Here is a 16387-nt window from a genome sequence, read left to right on the forward strand (position 1 = left end):
CGCTGCTCAGCGGCGCAGCGCCTTCACGTCGCGCACCGCGCCGCGGGCGGCCGATGTGGTGAGCGCCGCATAGGCCTGGAGCGCCTGGGAAACGACGCGGGTGCGGGCCGCCGGCTTCCAGGCGGCGTCACCCTTCGCTTCCATGGCCGCGCGGCGATGGGCGATCACCTCGTCCGAGACCGCGAGATGGATGCGGCGGTTGGGGATATCGATCTCGATGATATCGCCTTCCTCGACCAGGCCGATGGCGCCGCCCTCGGCCGCTTCCGGCGAGACATGGCCGATGGACAGGCCCGAGGATCCGCCCGAGAAGCGCCCGTCAGTGACCAGCGCGCACACCTTCCCGAGGCCCTTCGACTTCAGATAGGAGGTCGGATAGAGCATCTCCTGCATGCCCGGCCCGCCGCGCGGCCCCTCATAGCGGATCAGCACGATATCGCCGGCGACCACCTTGCCGTTGGCGAGAATGGCCTCCACGGCCGCATCCTGGCTCTCGAAGATGCGCGCAGGGCCGGAGAAGGTGAGCGAGGCGGCATCCACGCCGGCCGTCTTCACGATACAGCCCTCTTCCGCGATGTTGCCATACAGCACCGCAAGGCCGCCATCCCTGGAATAAGCGTGGGCGAGATCGCGGATCACGCCCTTTTCCCGGTCGATGTCGAGATCGTCCCAGCGGCGCGACTGGCTGAACGCGACCTGGGTCGGCACGCCGCCGGGCGCGGCGCGATAGAAGGTCTGCACGCTCTCGGAGGAAGTGCGCATCACGTCCCAGCGGTCCAGCGCATCGCCGATGGTGGGAGCATGCACCGTGGCCTGGTCGGTGTGGATCAGGCCGGCGCGATCCAATTCGCCGAGAATGGCCATGATGCCGCCGGCGCGGTGCACATCCTCCACATGGATATTGGCAACCGCAGGGGCGACCTTGCACAACACCGGAACGCCGCGCGACAGGCGGTCGATGTCGGCCATGGTGAAGGGCACCTCGCCCTCGTTGGCGGCAGCGAGCAGATGCAGCACCGTATTGGTGGAGCCGCCCATGGAGATATCCAGCGTCATGGCGTTCTCGAACGCCTTGAAGGTGGCGATGTTGCGCGGCAGGACGCTCGCATCCTCCTGCTCGTAATAGCGGCGCGCGAGATCGACGATGAGATGACCGGCCTCCACGAACAGCCGCTCACGGTCGGCATGGGTGGCGAGCACGGAGCCGTTGCCCGGCAGCGCCAGGCCGAGCGCTTCGGTGAGGCAGTTCATGGAATTGGCGGTGAACATGCCCGAGCAGGAGCCGCAAGTGGGGCACGCGGAGCGCTCCATCACCTTCACGTCCTCGTCGGAGACGCGGCTGTCGGCGGCGTAGACCATGGCGTCGATCAGGTCGACCGACTTCTTCTCTCCGTTGGAGAGGATCACCTTGCCGGCTTCCATCGGGCCGCCGGAGACGAACACCACGGGGATGTTGAGGCGCATGGCGGCCATCAGCATGCCGGGGGTGATCTTGTCGCAATTGGAGATGCAGACCATCGCATCCGCGCAATGCGCATTGACCATATATTCCACGCTGTCGGCGATGATCTCGCGCGAAGGCAGGGAATAGAGCATGCCGTCATGGCCCATGGCGATGCCGTCATCCACCGCGATGGTGTTGAATTCCTTGGCGACGCCGCCGGCCTTCTCGATCTCGCGCGCAACGAGCTGGCCGAGATCCTTCAGGTGGACATGGCCCGGCACGAACTGCGTGAAGGAATTCACCACAGCGATAATGGGCTTGCCGAAATCGCCGTCCTTCATGCCGGTGGCGCGCCAGAGGCCCCGTGCGCCGGCCATGTTGCGGCCGTGGGTGGAGGTGCGGGAACGATAAGCAGGCATGTCCTCTTACCTTTTATATTCGCGACAGGGGTGTCCTGCGCAACATTGTGACAGCTCTCTTAGAGCGAATTCAGGCTGAACGGAATCATTTCGGCGCGAGAGCTGTCCGCCCGGCCATGCGTTCAGGGCATCGGTGCCGCTTTTTCACCCCGGCACGGAACGCATGTCGCCCGCCACCGTTGTATGGGCAAGTTCACCAAGTCGAAAGGAATACCCCATGGGCAGCACCAGCGACAAGATCAAGGGCACCGCCAACGAAGCCGTCGGCAATGCGAAGCAAGGCATTGGCAAGGCCGTCGGAAACGACCGGCTCCAGGCCGAGGGCAAGGTGCAGGAAATCAAGGGCGAAGGCCAGCAGGCCATGGGCAAGGCCAAGGATGCGGTGAAGGACACCGTCAACCGCAACCTGTGATTTCCACCGATTGGTGACACGCGGCCGGGCGATTCCCCATCGCCCGGCCGCGTGCCGTTCACGGTGTTGAACGGAGCTTCACCGACAGGACCGCGAAATGCGTAGCCGCCCCTCCGGGCGGCTTTTCGGCAATATGGGTCTGGCGCGCCACTGCGTCCCACCATGTGCCACAAACGCGCTATTGACCGTTCGGCAGGCGGAACGCCCTGTTCAAGCGGCGCCGGCTTGGCTATTTCTGCCCTGACCCTGCCGCCGCGAGGAATTGTCCCAAGATGCGCGCCCTTCTCGACGTGATCCTGCTTGTCCTGCAACTCTACACCTGGGTGCTCATCATCGCCGCGGTGCTGTCGTGGCTGCTCGCCTTCAATGTGGTGAACGCCTACAATCCCGTCGTCCGCACCATCGGCGAGTTCATCTACCGCATCACCGAGCCGCTGCTTGCGCCGCTGCGCAGCATCCTGCCCTCTCTAGGCGGGCTCGACCTTTCGCCCATGGTGCTCATTCTCCTCATCATCTTCATCGAGCGGGTGATCGGGCTTTATATCTATCCTTACGTCTTCTAGCGGCTGTGGCCTTCTTCCAGATCCATGCGGGCGGCTTGGACGTCAGCGTACGCGCGACGCCCAAGGGCGGCCGCGATGCTCTGGATGGAATCGTGACCCTGTCCGACGGGCGCGAGGTGTTGAAGATCCGCGTGCGCGCCGCGCCTGAGGACGGCGCCGCGACCGATGCGGTGGCGCGGGTGCTCGCGAAAACGGCCGGGGTGGCCCCCTCCCGCGTCGCGCTGCTGTCCGGGGCAACCGCGCGGCTGAAGGTTTTCCGCATCAGCGGCGATGCACCCGCACTCGAGGCGGCGCTGACGCGCGCCGTTTCCGAAGGCTGAGCGTTACGCCGCCACGAAATCCGCGCGCATGGGCGTGAACACATCCACCAGCACGCCGGGTTCAACGCAGACCGCGGAATGGTGCACGTCCGAGGGGACATAGAAGCTGTCCCCCGCCGAAAGCCGCGCGGTGTGCCCGTCGATGGTGATGTCGAAGACGCCGCTTTCCACGCTGGTGACCTGCACGTGGGGATGGCTGTGCGGGACCCCGCCGGGACCGGCTTTAGTGAAAATCACCCGCACAACCATGATTTCGTCATTGTAGGTCAGGATCTGACGCTGGACGACGTCATCCACCACCTCAACCGGCACCTTTGCGGCGAAGGCGAAAACCGCGCCCTTTTCCTGCGACATGACATGCTCCTTCCGGATCAGCCGGGCGCGCGAAACGCGCGGCTCCACTTGCGATCCGCCAATGGGTTAAAACGTTTTAGCGTGCCAGCCACCCGCCATCCACCGGCAGCACGACGCCGTGCACATAATTGGCGGCCGCGGACGCGAGGAACACCGCCGCCCCGCCCAACTCGGACGGATCGCCCCAATGGCCCGCCGGGATGCGGGCGAGGATATCGGCAGAACGTTTTTCATCGGCCCGAAGGGCCTCGGTGTTGTTGGTGACGAAATATCCCGGCGCGATTGCATTCACATTGATGCCCTTTCCAGCCCATTCGCAGGCCAGAAGCCGCGTCAGCCCCGCAAGGCCGCTCTTGCTGGCCGTATAGGAGGGAATGCGGATGCCGCCCTGAAAGGACAGGAGCGAGGCGATGTTCACTACCTTGCCGCCCTGCCCGTCCGCCAGCATGGTGCGCGCCACCGCCTGGGTCAGGAAGAAAGTGCTCTTCAGATTCACATCCATCACCGCATCCCAATCCGCCTCGGTGAAATCGAGGGCGTCGGCGCGGCGGATGATGCCGGCATTGTTGACCAGAATATCAATGCGACCGCCGGCACACGCCTCCTCGACGATGCGCGGGATCGGCTCCAGGGTCGAAAGATCGGCGCGCACCTCGGTGAATGGCACGCCCGTCGGCGCCACGAGGGGCGCCGTCTCGACCATGGGCGAGCGGCCGACCGCCACCACCGCTGCACCGGCCCGCGCCATCGCGACCGCGATGGCCTGCCCGAGGCCCGTATTGGCGCCGGTGATGAGCGCCCTTTTGCCGGAAAGATCGAAGGGAGAGGTCACGGCGCTCACCGCAGCTGGTCCATGGAAACCGCGTCCATGTCCGTATAGTCGATATTGTCGCCGCCCATGCCCCAGATGAAGGTATAGGCCCGCGTGCCGACACCGCAATGAATCGACCAAGGCGGCGACAGAACGGCCTGCCCGTCCGCCACCACGAGATGCCGCGTCTGGTCCGGCTCGCCCATCATGTGGATCACGCGCGCGTCGGGCGCCACGTCGAAATAGAGATAGGCTTCCGAGCGCCGGTCGTGGACGTGGCAGGGCATGGTGTTCCAGATGTTCCCCTCCTCCAGTCTCGTCATGCCCATGACCAATTGGCAGGACTGCACCACGTCGGGATGGATCATCTGGAAGATGGTGCGCTTGTTGGCCGTCGCCTGGTCGCCCACCGTCAGCGCCTTGGCCTGCGAGACCTTCACCACCTTGGTCTCGTGGCGCGCATGGGCAGGGGTCGAGAGCAAATAGAATTTTGCCGGGTGGTCGGGATCGTCGGAAAGAAACCGCACCTCCTTCGTGCCCTGCGCCACATAAAGCGCGTCGCGATGGCCGAGCGCGTAGGGTACGCCATCCGCCTCCACCTTGCCCGGCGCGCCGATGTTGAACACGCCCAGCTCCCGCCGGTCGAGGAAGTTCGGCGCGCCGATGGTCGCCTTGTCGCTCTCCAGCTTCAGAGGCGAACTCAGCGGCATGGCACCGCCGATCACGAACCGTTCGATATGGCTGTACGTGAGCAGCACCACGCCCGGCTCGAACAGCCGTTCGACCAGGAAATGGCGGCGCAGTTGCTCGGTATCGAAACCACACACGGCTTCGGGATGGGAGGCCTGGCGCACGTCGATGATCATGAGAAACCTCGAAAAGGCAAAGGTCAGCGGAAGAGCGAGGGCAGCCACAGGGTGATGGCCGGAATGTAGGTCACCATCATCAGCACCGCGATGCTGGCGCCGAAGAACGGCCATATGGTCTTCATGGCCTCGCCGATAGAGATCTTGCCCACCGCGCAGCCGACGAACAGCACCGAGCCCACCGGCGGCGTGTTCAGCCCGATGCCGGCATTCAGGATCAGGATGATCCCGAACTGCACAGGGTCGATGCCGAACGCCTTGATGAGCGGAAGGAAGATCGGCGTGCAGATGATGATCATGGGCGCCATGTCCATGAACGTGCCCAGCACCAGTAGCAGGATGTTGATGAGCAGCAGGATCACGTATTTGTTCGAGGAAATGGTCTGCATCAGCTCGATGGTGGCCGCCGGCACCTGCAGGAAGGCCATGAGCCAGCCGAACGCGCCGGCGGTGCCGATCACCAGCAACACCATGGCGGTGGTGCGCACCGCGCCCAGCACCGAATGCACAAAGGTGTTCCAATTCAGCCCGCGATACACCAGCAGCGTGATGAGCAGCGAATAGATCACCGCGATGCAGGAGCTTTCGGTCGCGGTGAACACGCCCGAGCGCACGCCACCGAAAATGATGGCGATCAGCACGATGCCCGGGGATGCCGCGACCACCGAGCGCAGCACATTGTACCATCCTGGAAACACGCCCGCGGGATAGCCGCGCCGGCGCGCCACGATATAGGCCGTGATCATCAAGGCGATCGCCAGCAGAATGCCCGGAACGATGCCGGCCGTGAACAGATCGGCGATGGAAATCGTGCCGCCGGCCGCCAGCGAATAGATGATCATGTTGTGGGAGGGCGGCACCATCAGCGCGATGATCGCAGCGTTCACGGTCACATTGACAGCGTAATCACGCGCATAGCCGTGCTTGGCCATTTGGGGAATCATGATGCCGCCGATCGCCGAGGCATCCGCCACAGCCGATCCCGAGACCCCGCCGAACAGGAAAGAGGCAACCACGTTCACCTGCCCAAGACCGCCGCGCAGGTGCCCGAACATGGAGGCGGCCATGCTGATCAGCCGGTCGGCAATGCCGCCACGCATCATCAGATCGCCGGCAAAGATGAAGAACGGAATCGCCAGCATGGAGAAGGCGTTCATATTGGAGTTGATCTGCTGAAACACCACGATCGGCGGCAGATCCATGTAGATGACGGTCGCCAACGCGGCGAGGCCGAGGCAGAAAGCGCCGGTGTGCCCAGCAGCAGCAGAGCGCCGAAGACGCCGAACAGGATGGTCATGGCCATGGCGGGTGTCCCGGCTCAATCGGTGGAATGATCAGCGCCGAGCGGCACGCGGGCGACGTTCGGCATCAGCAGATCGGAGAGCATTTTCTCGAAAGAGAACAAGGCGATAAGCGCGCCGCCACCGGCCAGCGGCAAATAATCGACGCCTTGTGGCAGATCGATGCCGGCCATCTTGGCCGACCAGGTTTCCATGGCGAGATCCCAGCCGTAATAGGCCATGGCGCCGCCGAACAGCGTGACGAGCACGTGGGTGATGAGCTCCATGCCGCGCCGGACCGGCGGAGAGGCGAAATGCAGGCCGATCTCGAAGCCGAGATGGTCGCCTTCGCGCACGCCGACCGCCGCGCCCAGCAGAATGAACCAACTCATCAGGAGCAATGAGAAAGGTTCGGTCCAGCTCGGCGAATCGTTCATCACGTATCGGCCGACGACTTGATAGAAGACAGCGCCCGTCATGATGACGAGGCCCGCGCCGGATATGTATAGCGCGGCCCTGGCGCACCATCGCACCAGATGGCGCAAGACGACGAGGGCGGGAATGAAGCCCATGGCCTGGGACCTTCGAAGAGAGTGATCGCTCATCGGCAGCATCCTCTAAAGGGCAAGCCCGGCACGCAGAATCCCGTTCCGGTGCCGGGCCGCACGGCTCATTGCGTGGCTTTGATGCGGGCCACGAGGTCCTTCATCTTTTCGGTGGTAACGAACTTGTCGTAGACCGGCTTCATGGCGTCGATGAAGGGTTGCTTGTCCACTTCATTGACGATGGCGCCGCCCTTGACCACGCGCTCCCGCGCCTCGGTGTCGCGCTGCGCCCACAATTCCCGCATCTTCTTCGTGGCGGCAATGCCCGCCTCCTTGAAGATCGCCTGATCCGCCGCGGAAAGCTTGTCCCAGGACCGCTTGGACATGACGAACACTTCCGGCGCCATGGAATGTTCGGTGAGCGAGAAGTATTTGGCGACCTCGTAATGCTTCACGGAATCATACGAGGGAAAGTTGTTTTCCGCCCCGTCGACGAGCCCGGTCTGAAGGCCGCCATAGAGTTCGCCGAACGGCATCGGCGTCGCATTCGCCCCCAGCGCATTGATCAGCGCGATGAACAGATCCGACTGCTGCACCCGGATCTTCAGGCCCTTCATGTCTTCCAGGGTCCGGATGGGCCGTTTGGAATTATAAATGGAACGGGCGCCGCTATCGAAGAAGCCGAGGACGATCAGTCCGTGCGGCTCAAACGCCTTGCCGATCTCCGCACCGAGGGGGCCGTCCACCACGTGATACATGTGGTCGACGGAGCGGAACAGAAACGGCAGGCCGAGAACCGCCGTCTCGGGAATGAGATTGTTGAAGGGGCCCGTATTCACCCGGTTGAGATCGATGACGCCGAAGCGCGTCTGCTCGATGGTGTCCTTTTCCTGGCCGAGCTGCCCGGAGTTGAACACTTGAACCTTGTATTTTCCGTTCGTCTTCTGCGAGACCAGATCGCCGAAATACTTGACCGCTTCGACGGTCGGATACCCGTCGGGGTGGATGTCGGCGGAACGGAGCGTTACGGTTTGCGCAAGGGCCCCGGACAGCGGGGCGAGCGAAAAGGCAGCGGCCAGCGCCAGCGCGTGGCGTCGGTTCAGCATGGGCGTTCTCCCTGACTCTGTTTTTTTGCGAAGGCCTTCAAGGCCTGTTCTTTTTGGAGCCCCGGCCGCCCGGATGTTGTCCCCAGTGCGGAAGGAGGCGCTTTTCTTAAACTTGTATGGTAGTATTATTCAGGTTGCAACAGGGGGAATGGACGTGGACGCGATGATATCGCCGGGCCAGGGCTCGGTGGCGCAGAGGCTGGAAGCGGAGTTGCGGCGGGCCATCATCGCCATGGATCTTCCGCCGGGCACGCGCCTGTCGGAGCACGAGATCGCGGCCGCCCACGGCGTCTCCCGCCAGCCGGTGCGCGAGGCGTTCATCGGGCTCGCGCGCACGCGCCTCGTGGAGATCCTGCCCCAGCGCGGCACGGTGGTGGTGAAGATCTCTACCCGGAAAATGATGGAGGCCCGCTTCGTGCGCGAGGCCATCGAGACCGCTGTCGCCCAACGCGCCGCTGAGGCGTTCGACCCCGTCGCCCGCGTGCGGATCGACGACCTGCTGGACCTCCAGGAGAAAGCCGCCGGCCGCAACGATCACGCCACCTTCCAGCGTTATGACGAGATGTTTCACATCGCCCTCGCTGAAGGCGCTGGCTGCGGCCTCGCCTGGGAGGCTATCAGCGACATCAAAGCCCATATGGACCGCGCCTGTCACCTGACCTTGAGCGACAGCGCCACCATGCTGAGCCTCGTCGCACAGCACCGGGCCATCATCGCGGCCGTGGATGCGCGCGCGCCGGACGCGGCGGGCGAAGCCATGCACCGGCATCTGCGGGAAATCCTGCGCGCCCTGCCCAGGGTGGAGACGGAGCATCCCGACCTGTTCGAATAGAGCGGGCGAGCGCGCCATCACATCACCGCGCCGATCTGCCAGGGCACGAATTCCGCGTCGCCATAGCCGAGCGCCTCGGATTTGGTGCGCGCACCGGAGGCGGTCCGCAATACCGCGTCGAAGATTTCGCGACCCTTGGCCTCCAGCGGCACGCCGTCGAGCACGTCCCCGCAATTGATGTCCATGTCCTCGCTCATGCGGGCATAAAGGTCGGTATTGGTGGCCAGCTTCAGCGAGGGCGTGGGTTTGCAGCCGAAGGCCGAGCCGCGGCCTGTGGTGAAGCAGATGACGTTCGCGCCGCCCGCCACCTGCCCGGTGGCTGCCACCGGGTCGTAGCCTGGCGTATCCATGAAGACGAAGCCGCGCGCCTCAACGGGCTCGGCATATTCATAGACCGCGCGCAACGTCGCTGCCCCGCCCTTCGCTGCGGCACCGAGCGATTTTTCAAGGATCGTGGTGAGGCCACCCGCCTTGTTGCCGGGTGAGGGATTGTTGTTCATCTCGCCACGGTTCCGCTCGGTATAGTCCTCCCACCAGCGGATGCGCTCTACCAGCTTCTCGCCGATGGCGCGGTCGGCCGCGCGGCGGGTGAGCAGATGCTCGGCGCCGTAGATCTCAGGCGTCTCGGAAAGGATGGACGTGCCGCCGTGGCGCACCAGTAGATCGGACGCGACACCCAGCGCGGGATTTGCGGTGAGCGCGCTATAGCCATCCGATCCGCCGCATTGAAGCGCCAGCACGAGTTCCGACACAGGCCGCGTCTCGCGCCGCAGCGCGCCGGCGGCGGGAAGCATCTCGCGAAGCGCGCCGGTGATATGATCGACGGCCCGGCGCGTGCCGCCTTCCTCCTGGATGGTGAGGGTGCGGAAGGTGTCGCTCTCGCTCACCTGGTAGTCGGATTTGAACCGGGCGATCTGGAACATCTCGCAGCCGAGGCCGACCATGACCACCGCTGCGAAATTCGGGTGGGTCGCATAGCCCCACAAGGTGCGGCTGAGCACATCGAAGCCCTCGCCCTTTCCGGCCATGCCGCAGCCGGTGCCGTGCGTGATGGGGACGATGCCGTCGATGCCCGGAAAGTCGTCCAGAATGCCGGAGCGCTCCAGCGCCCGGGCCGCGAACGTCGCCACCGAGGCCGAACAGTTCACGCTGGTGAGGATGCCGAGATAATTGCGCGTGCCTGTGCGCCCGTTGGAGCGGCGAAACCCCTCAAAGGTGGCGCGCTCCGCCTCCGGCAGCAGGCGGTCGTCGCGCGCATCGGCGGCGAAGGCATAATCGCGGACAAAATCGTGCAGCACCACATTGTGTTCGTGCACGTGCGCGCCCGGCGCGATGGACGATGCGGCAAAGCCGATGATCTGCCCGAACTTGAGCACCGGAGCGCCCTCGGCGATCGGCCCCAGCGCGAATTTGTGCCCGCGCGGAATGCGCCCGGTGATCTCGACTCCCAGGGTCCGCGCGCCGACCGGAAACCCGTCCAACGCCACGGCAACATTGTCGCTCGCCCCCAGGCGTAGGGCGCGGGGCGCCGAATGCGTCCTCGTTGCAGCCATCTCGTTTCCCGCGAGCAAGCCCATGCCCGGCTCCGCCATGGATGTTGACACAATGATATGCTAATATATTAGTAAAGAAAAGCGGATCCCGAAGCGGCCGCACACCTCTCGGGGAGGAAGCGAGCGTGGCCACGGCGCGCGGCACGACGCGGCAGAAGGGGACGAGAAACGCGAGCGCCGGCAAGAGCATGCGGGCGATCCCCGCCTCTGCCCGCATCCACCGCGCGCTGCGCGAGCAGATCGTGGGCATGGAGATCGCCCCTGGTGCACTGCTCCAGGAAAAACAGATCGCGCTCGCCTGCGGCGTCAGCCGCACGCCGGTGCGTGAAGCGCTGCTGAAGCTCGCGGACGAGCGGCTGGTGGATATCTTCCCCCAGTACGGCACCTTCGTCGCGCGTATCTCCATCCCGGCCATACACGATGCCATGGTGATCCGCGAAGCGCTGGAGCGTGCGGCCGTGCGCGCGGCGGCGGCGTGCGCCACGGCGGAGGATATCGCCACCCTGCGCGGGCTGCTCGTGGAACAGCGCGCCCTGCACGAAGCCGGCCGCCTCCCCGCCTTCCACGCGGCCGATGAAACGTTCCACCAGACGATTTCGGAAGTCGCGGGCCATCCCAATCTATGGCGCGTGATCCGGCAGGAAAAGGCCCATGTGGACCGCTGCCGCATCCTCACCCTGCCCCAGCCGGGGCGCCGCGCCGGGGTGGTGGCGGACCATGCCGCGATCGTGGACGCCATCGCCTCCGGCAATCCCGACGCAGCGGAACAGGCGCTGCTCCACCATCTCGGCAAGGTGCTGCCTTCGGTGGCGGCACTGGTGGAGGCGCATCCCACCTATTTCGAGGAATCCTCGCTCCCGCCGGAGCCGCCCCCGTCAAGCGAGCCAGAGGCGCACTGCGACCAGCGCCCGGTCGAGCCCGCACCGCGCCACGGCACCGGGGCCATGGCCGCCAAGAAAAGGACCTCATAGACCATGACGCGCGCCCTGCTTCACCCGGACCGCCTGTTTCCGGCTGATCCCACCGCCCGCGCCGTCGCCCGCCGCCTTTATGAGCGCGTGGCGCATCTGCCGCTCATCTCGCCTCACGGTCACACGGACCCGCGCTGGTATGCCGAAAACGCGCCCTTCCCCGACCCGGCGCAATTGTTCGTGGTGCCGGATCATTACATCTTCCGCATGCTTTACAGCCAAGGCATCCCCCTAGAGAAACTCGGTGTTCCGCGCCGCGACGGCGGCCCGGCGGAAACCGACGGCCCTGCCATCTGGCGGCTATTCGCCGCCCATTATCATCTGTTTCGCGGCACCCCGACGCGGCTGTGGATGGACCATGCGTTCTCCACCTTGTTCGGTATCGAGGAGCGCCTGAACGCTGAAAATGCCGACCGCCTGTACGATCTGATCGCGGATAAGCTCGCGACCGACGCCTTCCGCCCACGCGCACTGTTCGAGCGCTTCAACATCGAGGCCATCGCCACCACCGAGAGCCCGCTCGACCCGTTGAAATGGCACCGGATGATCCGCGAGTCCGGCTGGACCGGCCGGGTCGTCACCGCCTATCGGCCCGATCCCGTGGTGGACCCTGAATTCGAGAACTTCCGCACCAATATCGCTCGCTTCGGCGAGGTGACGGGGGAAGACACCTTTTCCTGGCACGGTTATCTGGAAGCGCACCGCAAACGACGCGCCTTCTTCAAGAGTTTCGGCGCCACCTCCACCGACCACGGCCATCCGAGCGCCCGTACGGCGGACCTGCCCCATGCCGAGGCAGAGGCATTGTTCGCCCGCGTCACCGGCGCGGAAGGCGCTCGTCCGGATGATGCCGAACTGTTCCGGGCGCAGATGCTCACTGAAATGGCGCGCCTCTCGCTTGAGGACGGGCTGGTGATGCAGATCCACCCCGGCGCGGTGCGTAACCACAATGGCGGCGTCTTCGCCCGCCACGGCCGTGACATGGGGGCCGACATCCCGAGCCGAACCGAATATGTCCACGCGTTGAAGCCCTTGCTCGACCGCTTCGGCAACGAAAGCGACCTCACCATCGTGCTGTTCACCCTGGACGAGACCGCCTATTCCCGCGAACTGGCGCCGCTGGCGGGCCATTATCCCGTGTTGCGACTTGGGCCGCCCTGGTGGTTCTTCGATAGCCCCGAGGGGATGCGTCGCTTCCGCGAACTGGCGACCGAGACCGCGGGCTTCTACAACACGGTCGGCTTCAACGACGACACCCGCGCCTTCCCCTCCATTCCCGCCCGCCATGATGTCGCGCGGCGGGTGGATTGCGCGTATCTCGCCGATCTCGTCACCACCCATCGCCTGGATGAGGACGAGGCGCACGAGGTCGCGCACGCCCTTGCCTATGGCCTTGCCAAGGCCGCCTACAAGCTGTGAGGGGCGCTCTGCGTCCCGCTCCAAGCCCGAGAGATCCTTGATGCGCCTATCGTCCACCACCCTTGCCCGATTGCCCCCCGACGTGCGGCTGCCAGCCTATGATCTGAACACCGTCGAAATCGGCATCGTCCATCTCGGAGGCGGGGCGTTTCACCGGGCCCATCAGGCGGTTTATCTCGACGATTGCCTGGCGCGGGGCGCGCGCGACTGGGCGATCTGCGGAGCGAGCCTGCGGTCCGCCGAAACCTCGAACGCGCTCGATCCGCAGGATGGTCTTTACACGCTCGCGGTGCGCTCCGGCGCGGGAGAAGACCTGCGGGTCATCGGCGCGCTGCGCCGGCTGCTCGTCGCCCCGCGCGATCCCCAAGCCCTGCTGGCGGCGATGAGCAACCCGCGCGTGCGCATCGTCAGCCTGACGGTGACGGAAAAGGGCTATTGCCACGATCCCTCGACCGGCGCGCTGGACGAAGCCCATCCCGACATCATCGCCGACCTTGCGGCGCCCCATGCCCCGCGTAGCGTACCGGGGCTCCTGGTGGAGGCGCTGGCCCGCCGCCGCGCCGCCGGCATCGCGCCGTTCACCGTACTGTGCTGCGACAATCTTCCCGCCAACGGCAAGGTCGTCGCGCGGGTGGTGGCGCGGTTCGCGGCCTTGCGCGATGCCGACCTCGGCCGGTTCGTATCCGGCGAGGTCGCCTTCCCCTGCACAATGGTGGACCGCATCGTGCCCGCCACGACATCTTCAGACCGCGCCCGCATCGCCACGCGCCTCGGGCTTGAGGATGCATGGCCCGTGATGGCCGAACCATTCTCCCAATGGGTCGTGGAGGATCATTTCCCCAGTGGCCGCCCGCGGTTGGAAGAGGTCGGCGTGCAGATGGTCGCGGACGTTCGGCCCTACGAGCTGATGAAACTGCGACTGCTGAACGGCGCCCATTCCACCCTCGCCTATCTTGGCTATCTTGCGGGCAAGGAGACCATCGCCGATACCATGGCCGAGCCCGCCTTCGCGGCGCTCGTGCGCGCGGTGCAGGACAGCGAGGTCACCCCGACCGTGCCGGCACCGCCGGGCGCCGATCTCGAAGATTACAAGCGCGCACTGCGCGAACGCTTCGCCAACCCGGCGCTCCAGCATCGCACGTGGCAGATCGCCATGGACGGATCTCAGAAACTGCCTCAACGCCTCCTGGCGCCGATCCGTGATCGGCTGGCGGCTGGGGCTGGCATTGAGCTGCTGGCGCTCGGCGTCGCGGGCTGGATGCGCTATGTGGCGGGCAGCGACGAGGCCGGCCAGCCCATCGACGTGCGCGATCCGCTGGCCGCGCGCTTCGCCGCCATCGCGTCCGAAGCGCAGGGCGATCCCGGGCGCCTCGCCGGCGGCCTGATGGGCGTGCGAGAGGTGTTCGGCACCGATCTTCCCGCCGACGGCCGGTTCACCGGCGCCGTCGCCCAGGCCCTTGCGGATCTGTATCGCGAGGGCGCGATTGCCCGCGCCGCGCGAGCCGTTGCCGCCACGACCTCTTGATCCGCGTGCGCTTTAGCACGTGGCCCCGCTCTGCCATTTTACCCTGCCAGATCTCCCCTCGAACCCCATCACGCCGGCGCTCGCCGGTCTTTCTCCTCAGGAGTTTTTCATGACGGACATTCAGCACGCCCTCCCCGTTTTCCCGGATCTCAAGGGCAAGGCGGTGCTCATCACCGGTGCCAGCACCGGCCTCGGCGCTGCGGCCGCCGAGGGCTTCGGCCGCAGCGGCGCGCGCGTGGCGGTGCATTACAACGCCAGCCGTGACAAGGCCGAGCAGGTGGCCGAGCGCGTGCGCGCGGCCGGCGGAGACGCCATACTCGTGGGCGGCGACGTCACACATAAGGATGCGCCCGCGGCCATTCTGGCCGCGACCTTGAAGGCCTTCGGCGGCCTCGACGTGCTGGTGAACAACGCCGGCGGCCTCGTGAAGCGGGTGCCCATCGGCGAATATAGCGATGCGCTTTATGACGCCGTGCTCGACCTCAACGTACGGCACGTGGTGGCGTTCATGCACCAAGCGGTGCCGCTGATGCTCGCCCAAGGCCGCGGCGGGTCGATCATCAACGTCTCCTCCATCGCCGCGCGCCACGGCGGGGCGGGCGGATCGGTGCTCTATGCGGCGGCCAAGGGGTTCATTTCCACCGCCACCCACGGCTGGGCGAAGGAACTGGCGCAGACCGGCATCCGCGTGAACGCCGTATCACCGGGCGTGATCGAAACCCCGTTCCACGACCGCTATTCGACCCCGGCGCAGATGACGGCCATGCAAGCCACCATTCCCATGGGCCGGCTGGGCGTGCCGGATGAATGCGTCGGCACCTTCCTTTATCTCGCCTCGGCGGCTGCGAGCGGCTACGTGACGGGACAGGTGGTCGAGGTGAACGGCGGCCAATACATGCCGTGACGATGACGGGCGCGCCTTGCCGCGCGCCCTATTCCCCCGCCAGAAGCCGTGCGGTGCGCAGCGCGGCGAGATCGCGGGACCCGGTGCAGAAGCAGGCGATGCGCAATTGCGCGATGATCACCTCGAAATGCGCCACGACCGCCTCGCTCGACAATACGGCGGAGGACAGCACCCCCGCCGCCTGCCCCGCAAGATCCGCGCCGAGGCGGATCGCTTTCGCCACGTCCACGCCATCCCTCAACCCGCCGGAGGCGATCAAGGGCACGTGTGGACACGCCACCCGCACCTCGGCCAGCGCCCGCGCGGTGGGGATGCCCCAATCGGCGAAGGCTGCCGCGACGGCGCGCTGGGCCCCCGTGCCGCGCGCGCCTTCCACCAGCGCCCAGTTCGTGCCCCCCGCACCGGCGACATCGATCGCGGCGACGCCGTTATCCACAAGCCGGCGCGCAAGATCGGCGGCGATTCCGAAGCCCACTTCCTTCACAATCACGGGAGCCGACAGGGTGCGCGCGAGCGCGCCGATGGCGTACAACAGGCCGCGCCAATCCCGATCGCCGCCCGCCTGGATCGATTCCTGAAGTGGGTTGACGTGCAGGATCAGGGCATCCGCTTCGATCATATCCACCGCGCGGCGTGCCTCGTCGAGCCCATAGCCCTGTGCGAGCTGGGCCGCGCCCAGATTGGCGAAGAGGGGAATATTCGGCGCAATCCGGCGCAATCCGGCATCGAGCCCGGCCGCCTGCCCCCCCTCCAGCACCACACGCTGGGAGCCGACGCCGAGCGCGATGCCAAGATGCTGCGCCGCTTCCGCCAGATGGCGATTGATCAGCCCCGCGGCCGCCGGTCCGCCAGTCATTGAAGAAATAAGCAGAGGTGCCGCGAGCGGGCGCGAAAGAAACGTCGTTGTGAGATCCACATCGTCCAGATGCAGTTCAGGCAGCGCGCGGTGCTCGAAAATCAGGCTTTCGAAACCGGTTTTTGCACTGGACGCGGCACGCCGGTCCGCCATCACGATGTCTATATGGTCTTGCTTGCGGCGCTGGATCTCGCTTTCCGCGTTCAT

General features: G+C 65.7%; 16 protein-coding genes and 1 pseudogene. 8 read left to right on the forward strand and 9 right to left on the reverse strand.

What is annotated here, in order from left to right:
* Positions 1 to 6: 6 nt before the first annotated feature.
* Complete coding sequence (gene ilvD, locus V5F68_RS14180) at positions 7 to 1863, reverse strand: dihydroxy-acid dehydratase (RefSeq protein ID WP_394013176.1); 1857 nt, start codon at positions 1861 to 1863, stop codon at positions 7 to 9.
* A 217-nt stretch (positions 1864 to 2080) separates the two neighbouring features.
* Here ilvD and V5F68_RS14185 point away from each other — a divergent pair, with 217 nt between their 5' ends.
* The 3 genes from V5F68_RS14185 to V5F68_RS14195 all read left to right on the forward strand — a co-directional run bounded on the left by V5F68_RS14185 (position 2081) and on the right by V5F68_RS14195 (position 3158).
* Positions 2081 to 2275: a CsbD family protein gene (locus V5F68_RS14185; protein WP_348847855.1), complete on the forward strand. Its 195-nt coding sequence runs from the start codon at positions 2081 to 2083 to the stop codon at positions 2273 to 2275.
* A gap of 272 nt (positions 2276 to 2547) precedes the next feature.
* The gene (locus tag V5F68_RS14190) at positions 2548 to 2838 is read left to right on the forward strand and encodes a YggT family protein (protein ID WP_348847856.1); all 291 of its coding nucleotides are present in this window, start codon (positions 2548 to 2550) and stop codon (positions 2836 to 2838) included.
* A 5-nt stretch (positions 2839 to 2843) separates the two neighbouring features.
* Positions 2844 to 3158, forward strand: a complete 315-nt coding sequence (locus V5F68_RS14195) for a DUF167 family protein (RefSeq protein ID WP_394013177.1) — start codon at positions 2844 to 2846, stop codon at positions 3156 to 3158.
* Positions 3159 to 3161: 3 nt separating this feature from the next.
* Here V5F68_RS14195 and V5F68_RS14200 read toward each other — a convergent pair whose 3' ends face one another.
* The 6 genes and pseudogenes from V5F68_RS14200 to V5F68_RS14225 all read right to left on the reverse strand — a co-directional run bounded on the left by V5F68_RS14200 (position 3162) and on the right by V5F68_RS14225 (position 8120).
* Entirely contained in the window at positions 3162 to 3512 is a 351-nt protein-coding gene (locus V5F68_RS14200) for a cupin domain-containing protein (protein WP_394013178.1), read from the reverse strand.
* A 76-nt stretch (positions 3513 to 3588) separates the two neighbouring features.
* A complete protein-coding gene (gene kduD / locus V5F68_RS14205) occupies positions 3589 to 4353 on the reverse strand; it encodes a 2-dehydro-3-deoxy-D-gluconate 5-dehydrogenase KduD (protein WP_394013179.1) in 765 nt (254 codons plus the stop codon).
* On the reverse strand, positions 4350 to 5189 hold the full coding sequence (kduI, locus tag V5F68_RS14210; protein ID WP_394013180.1) for a 5-dehydro-4-deoxy-D-glucuronate isomerase: 840 nt from the start codon (positions 5187 to 5189) through the stop codon (positions 4350 to 4352). The genes kduD and kduI overlap by 4 nt, the downstream gene beginning before the upstream one ends.
* 23 nt (positions 5190 to 5212) lie before the next feature.
* Positions 5213 to 6492, reverse strand: a pseudogene (locus V5F68_RS14215) (TRAP transporter large permease).
* 15 nt (positions 6493 to 6507) lie between these two features.
* A complete protein-coding gene (locus tag V5F68_RS14220) occupies positions 6508 to 7074 on the reverse strand; it encodes a TRAP transporter small permease (protein WP_394013181.1) in 567 nt (188 codons plus the stop codon).
* Positions 7075 to 7139: 65 nt separating this feature from the next.
* Complete coding sequence (locus tag V5F68_RS14225; protein WP_394013182.1) at positions 7140 to 8120, reverse strand: TRAP transporter substrate-binding protein; 981 nt, start codon at positions 8118 to 8120, stop codon at positions 7140 to 7142.
* Positions 8121 to 8268: 148 nt separating this feature from the next.
* Here V5F68_RS14225 and V5F68_RS14230 point away from each other — a divergent pair, with 148 nt between their 5' ends.
* Positions 8269 to 8952: a GntR family transcriptional regulator gene (locus V5F68_RS14230; RefSeq protein ID WP_394013183.1), complete on the forward strand. Its 684-nt coding sequence runs from the start codon at positions 8269 to 8271 to the stop codon at positions 8950 to 8952.
* Positions 8953 to 8969: 17 nt separating this feature from the next.
* On the opposite strand, the gene V5F68_RS14235 is transcribed toward V5F68_RS14230, so the two are convergent.
* Positions 8970 to 10505: a D-arabinonate dehydratase gene (locus V5F68_RS14235; protein WP_394013184.1), complete on the reverse strand. Its 1536-nt coding sequence runs from the start codon at positions 10503 to 10505 to the stop codon at positions 8970 to 8972.
* A gap of 125 nt (positions 10506 to 10630) precedes the next feature.
* On the opposite strand from V5F68_RS14235, the gene V5F68_RS14240 reads away from it, so the two are divergent.
* The 4 genes from V5F68_RS14240 to V5F68_RS14255 all read left to right on the forward strand — a co-directional run bounded on the left by V5F68_RS14240 (position 10631) and on the right by V5F68_RS14255 (position 15324).
* Positions 10631 to 11476 carry a GntR family transcriptional regulator gene (locus V5F68_RS14240; protein ID WP_394013185.1) on the forward strand — a complete coding sequence of 282 codons (846 nt, stop codon included), beginning with the start codon at positions 10631 to 10633 and terminating at the stop codon, positions 11474 to 11476.
* A 3-nt stretch (positions 11477 to 11479) separates the two neighbouring features.
* Positions 11480 to 12895, forward strand: coding sequence for a glucuronate isomerase (uxaC, locus tag V5F68_RS14245; RefSeq protein ID WP_394013186.1), 1416 nt, complete (start codon positions 11480 to 11482; stop codon positions 12893 to 12895).
* A 40-nt stretch (positions 12896 to 12935) separates the two neighbouring features.
* Positions 12936 to 14420: a mannitol dehydrogenase family protein gene (locus V5F68_RS14250; protein WP_394013187.1), complete on the forward strand. Its 1485-nt coding sequence runs from the start codon at positions 12936 to 12938 to the stop codon at positions 14418 to 14420.
* 109 nt (positions 14421 to 14529) lie between these two features.
* Positions 14530 to 15324 (forward strand): SDR family NAD(P)-dependent oxidoreductase, encoded by a 795-nt coding sequence (locus V5F68_RS14255; RefSeq protein ID WP_394013188.1) that lies wholly within the window; start codon positions 14530 to 14532, stop codon positions 15322 to 15324.
* A 28-nt stretch (positions 15325 to 15352) separates the two neighbouring features.
* Here V5F68_RS14255 and fni read toward each other — a convergent pair whose 3' ends face one another.
* A complete protein-coding gene (gene fni / locus V5F68_RS14260; RefSeq protein WP_394013189.1) occupies positions 15353 to 16387 on the reverse strand; it encodes a type 2 isopentenyl-diphosphate Delta-isomerase in 1035 nt (344 codons plus the stop codon).

Origin of the sequence: Roseixanthobacter pseudopolyaromaticivorans, from assembly GCF_043195145.2 — a bacterium.
In the GTDB taxonomy this organism is placed as follows: Bacteria; Pseudomonadota; Alphaproteobacteria; order Rhizobiales; family Xanthobacteraceae; genus NCEH01.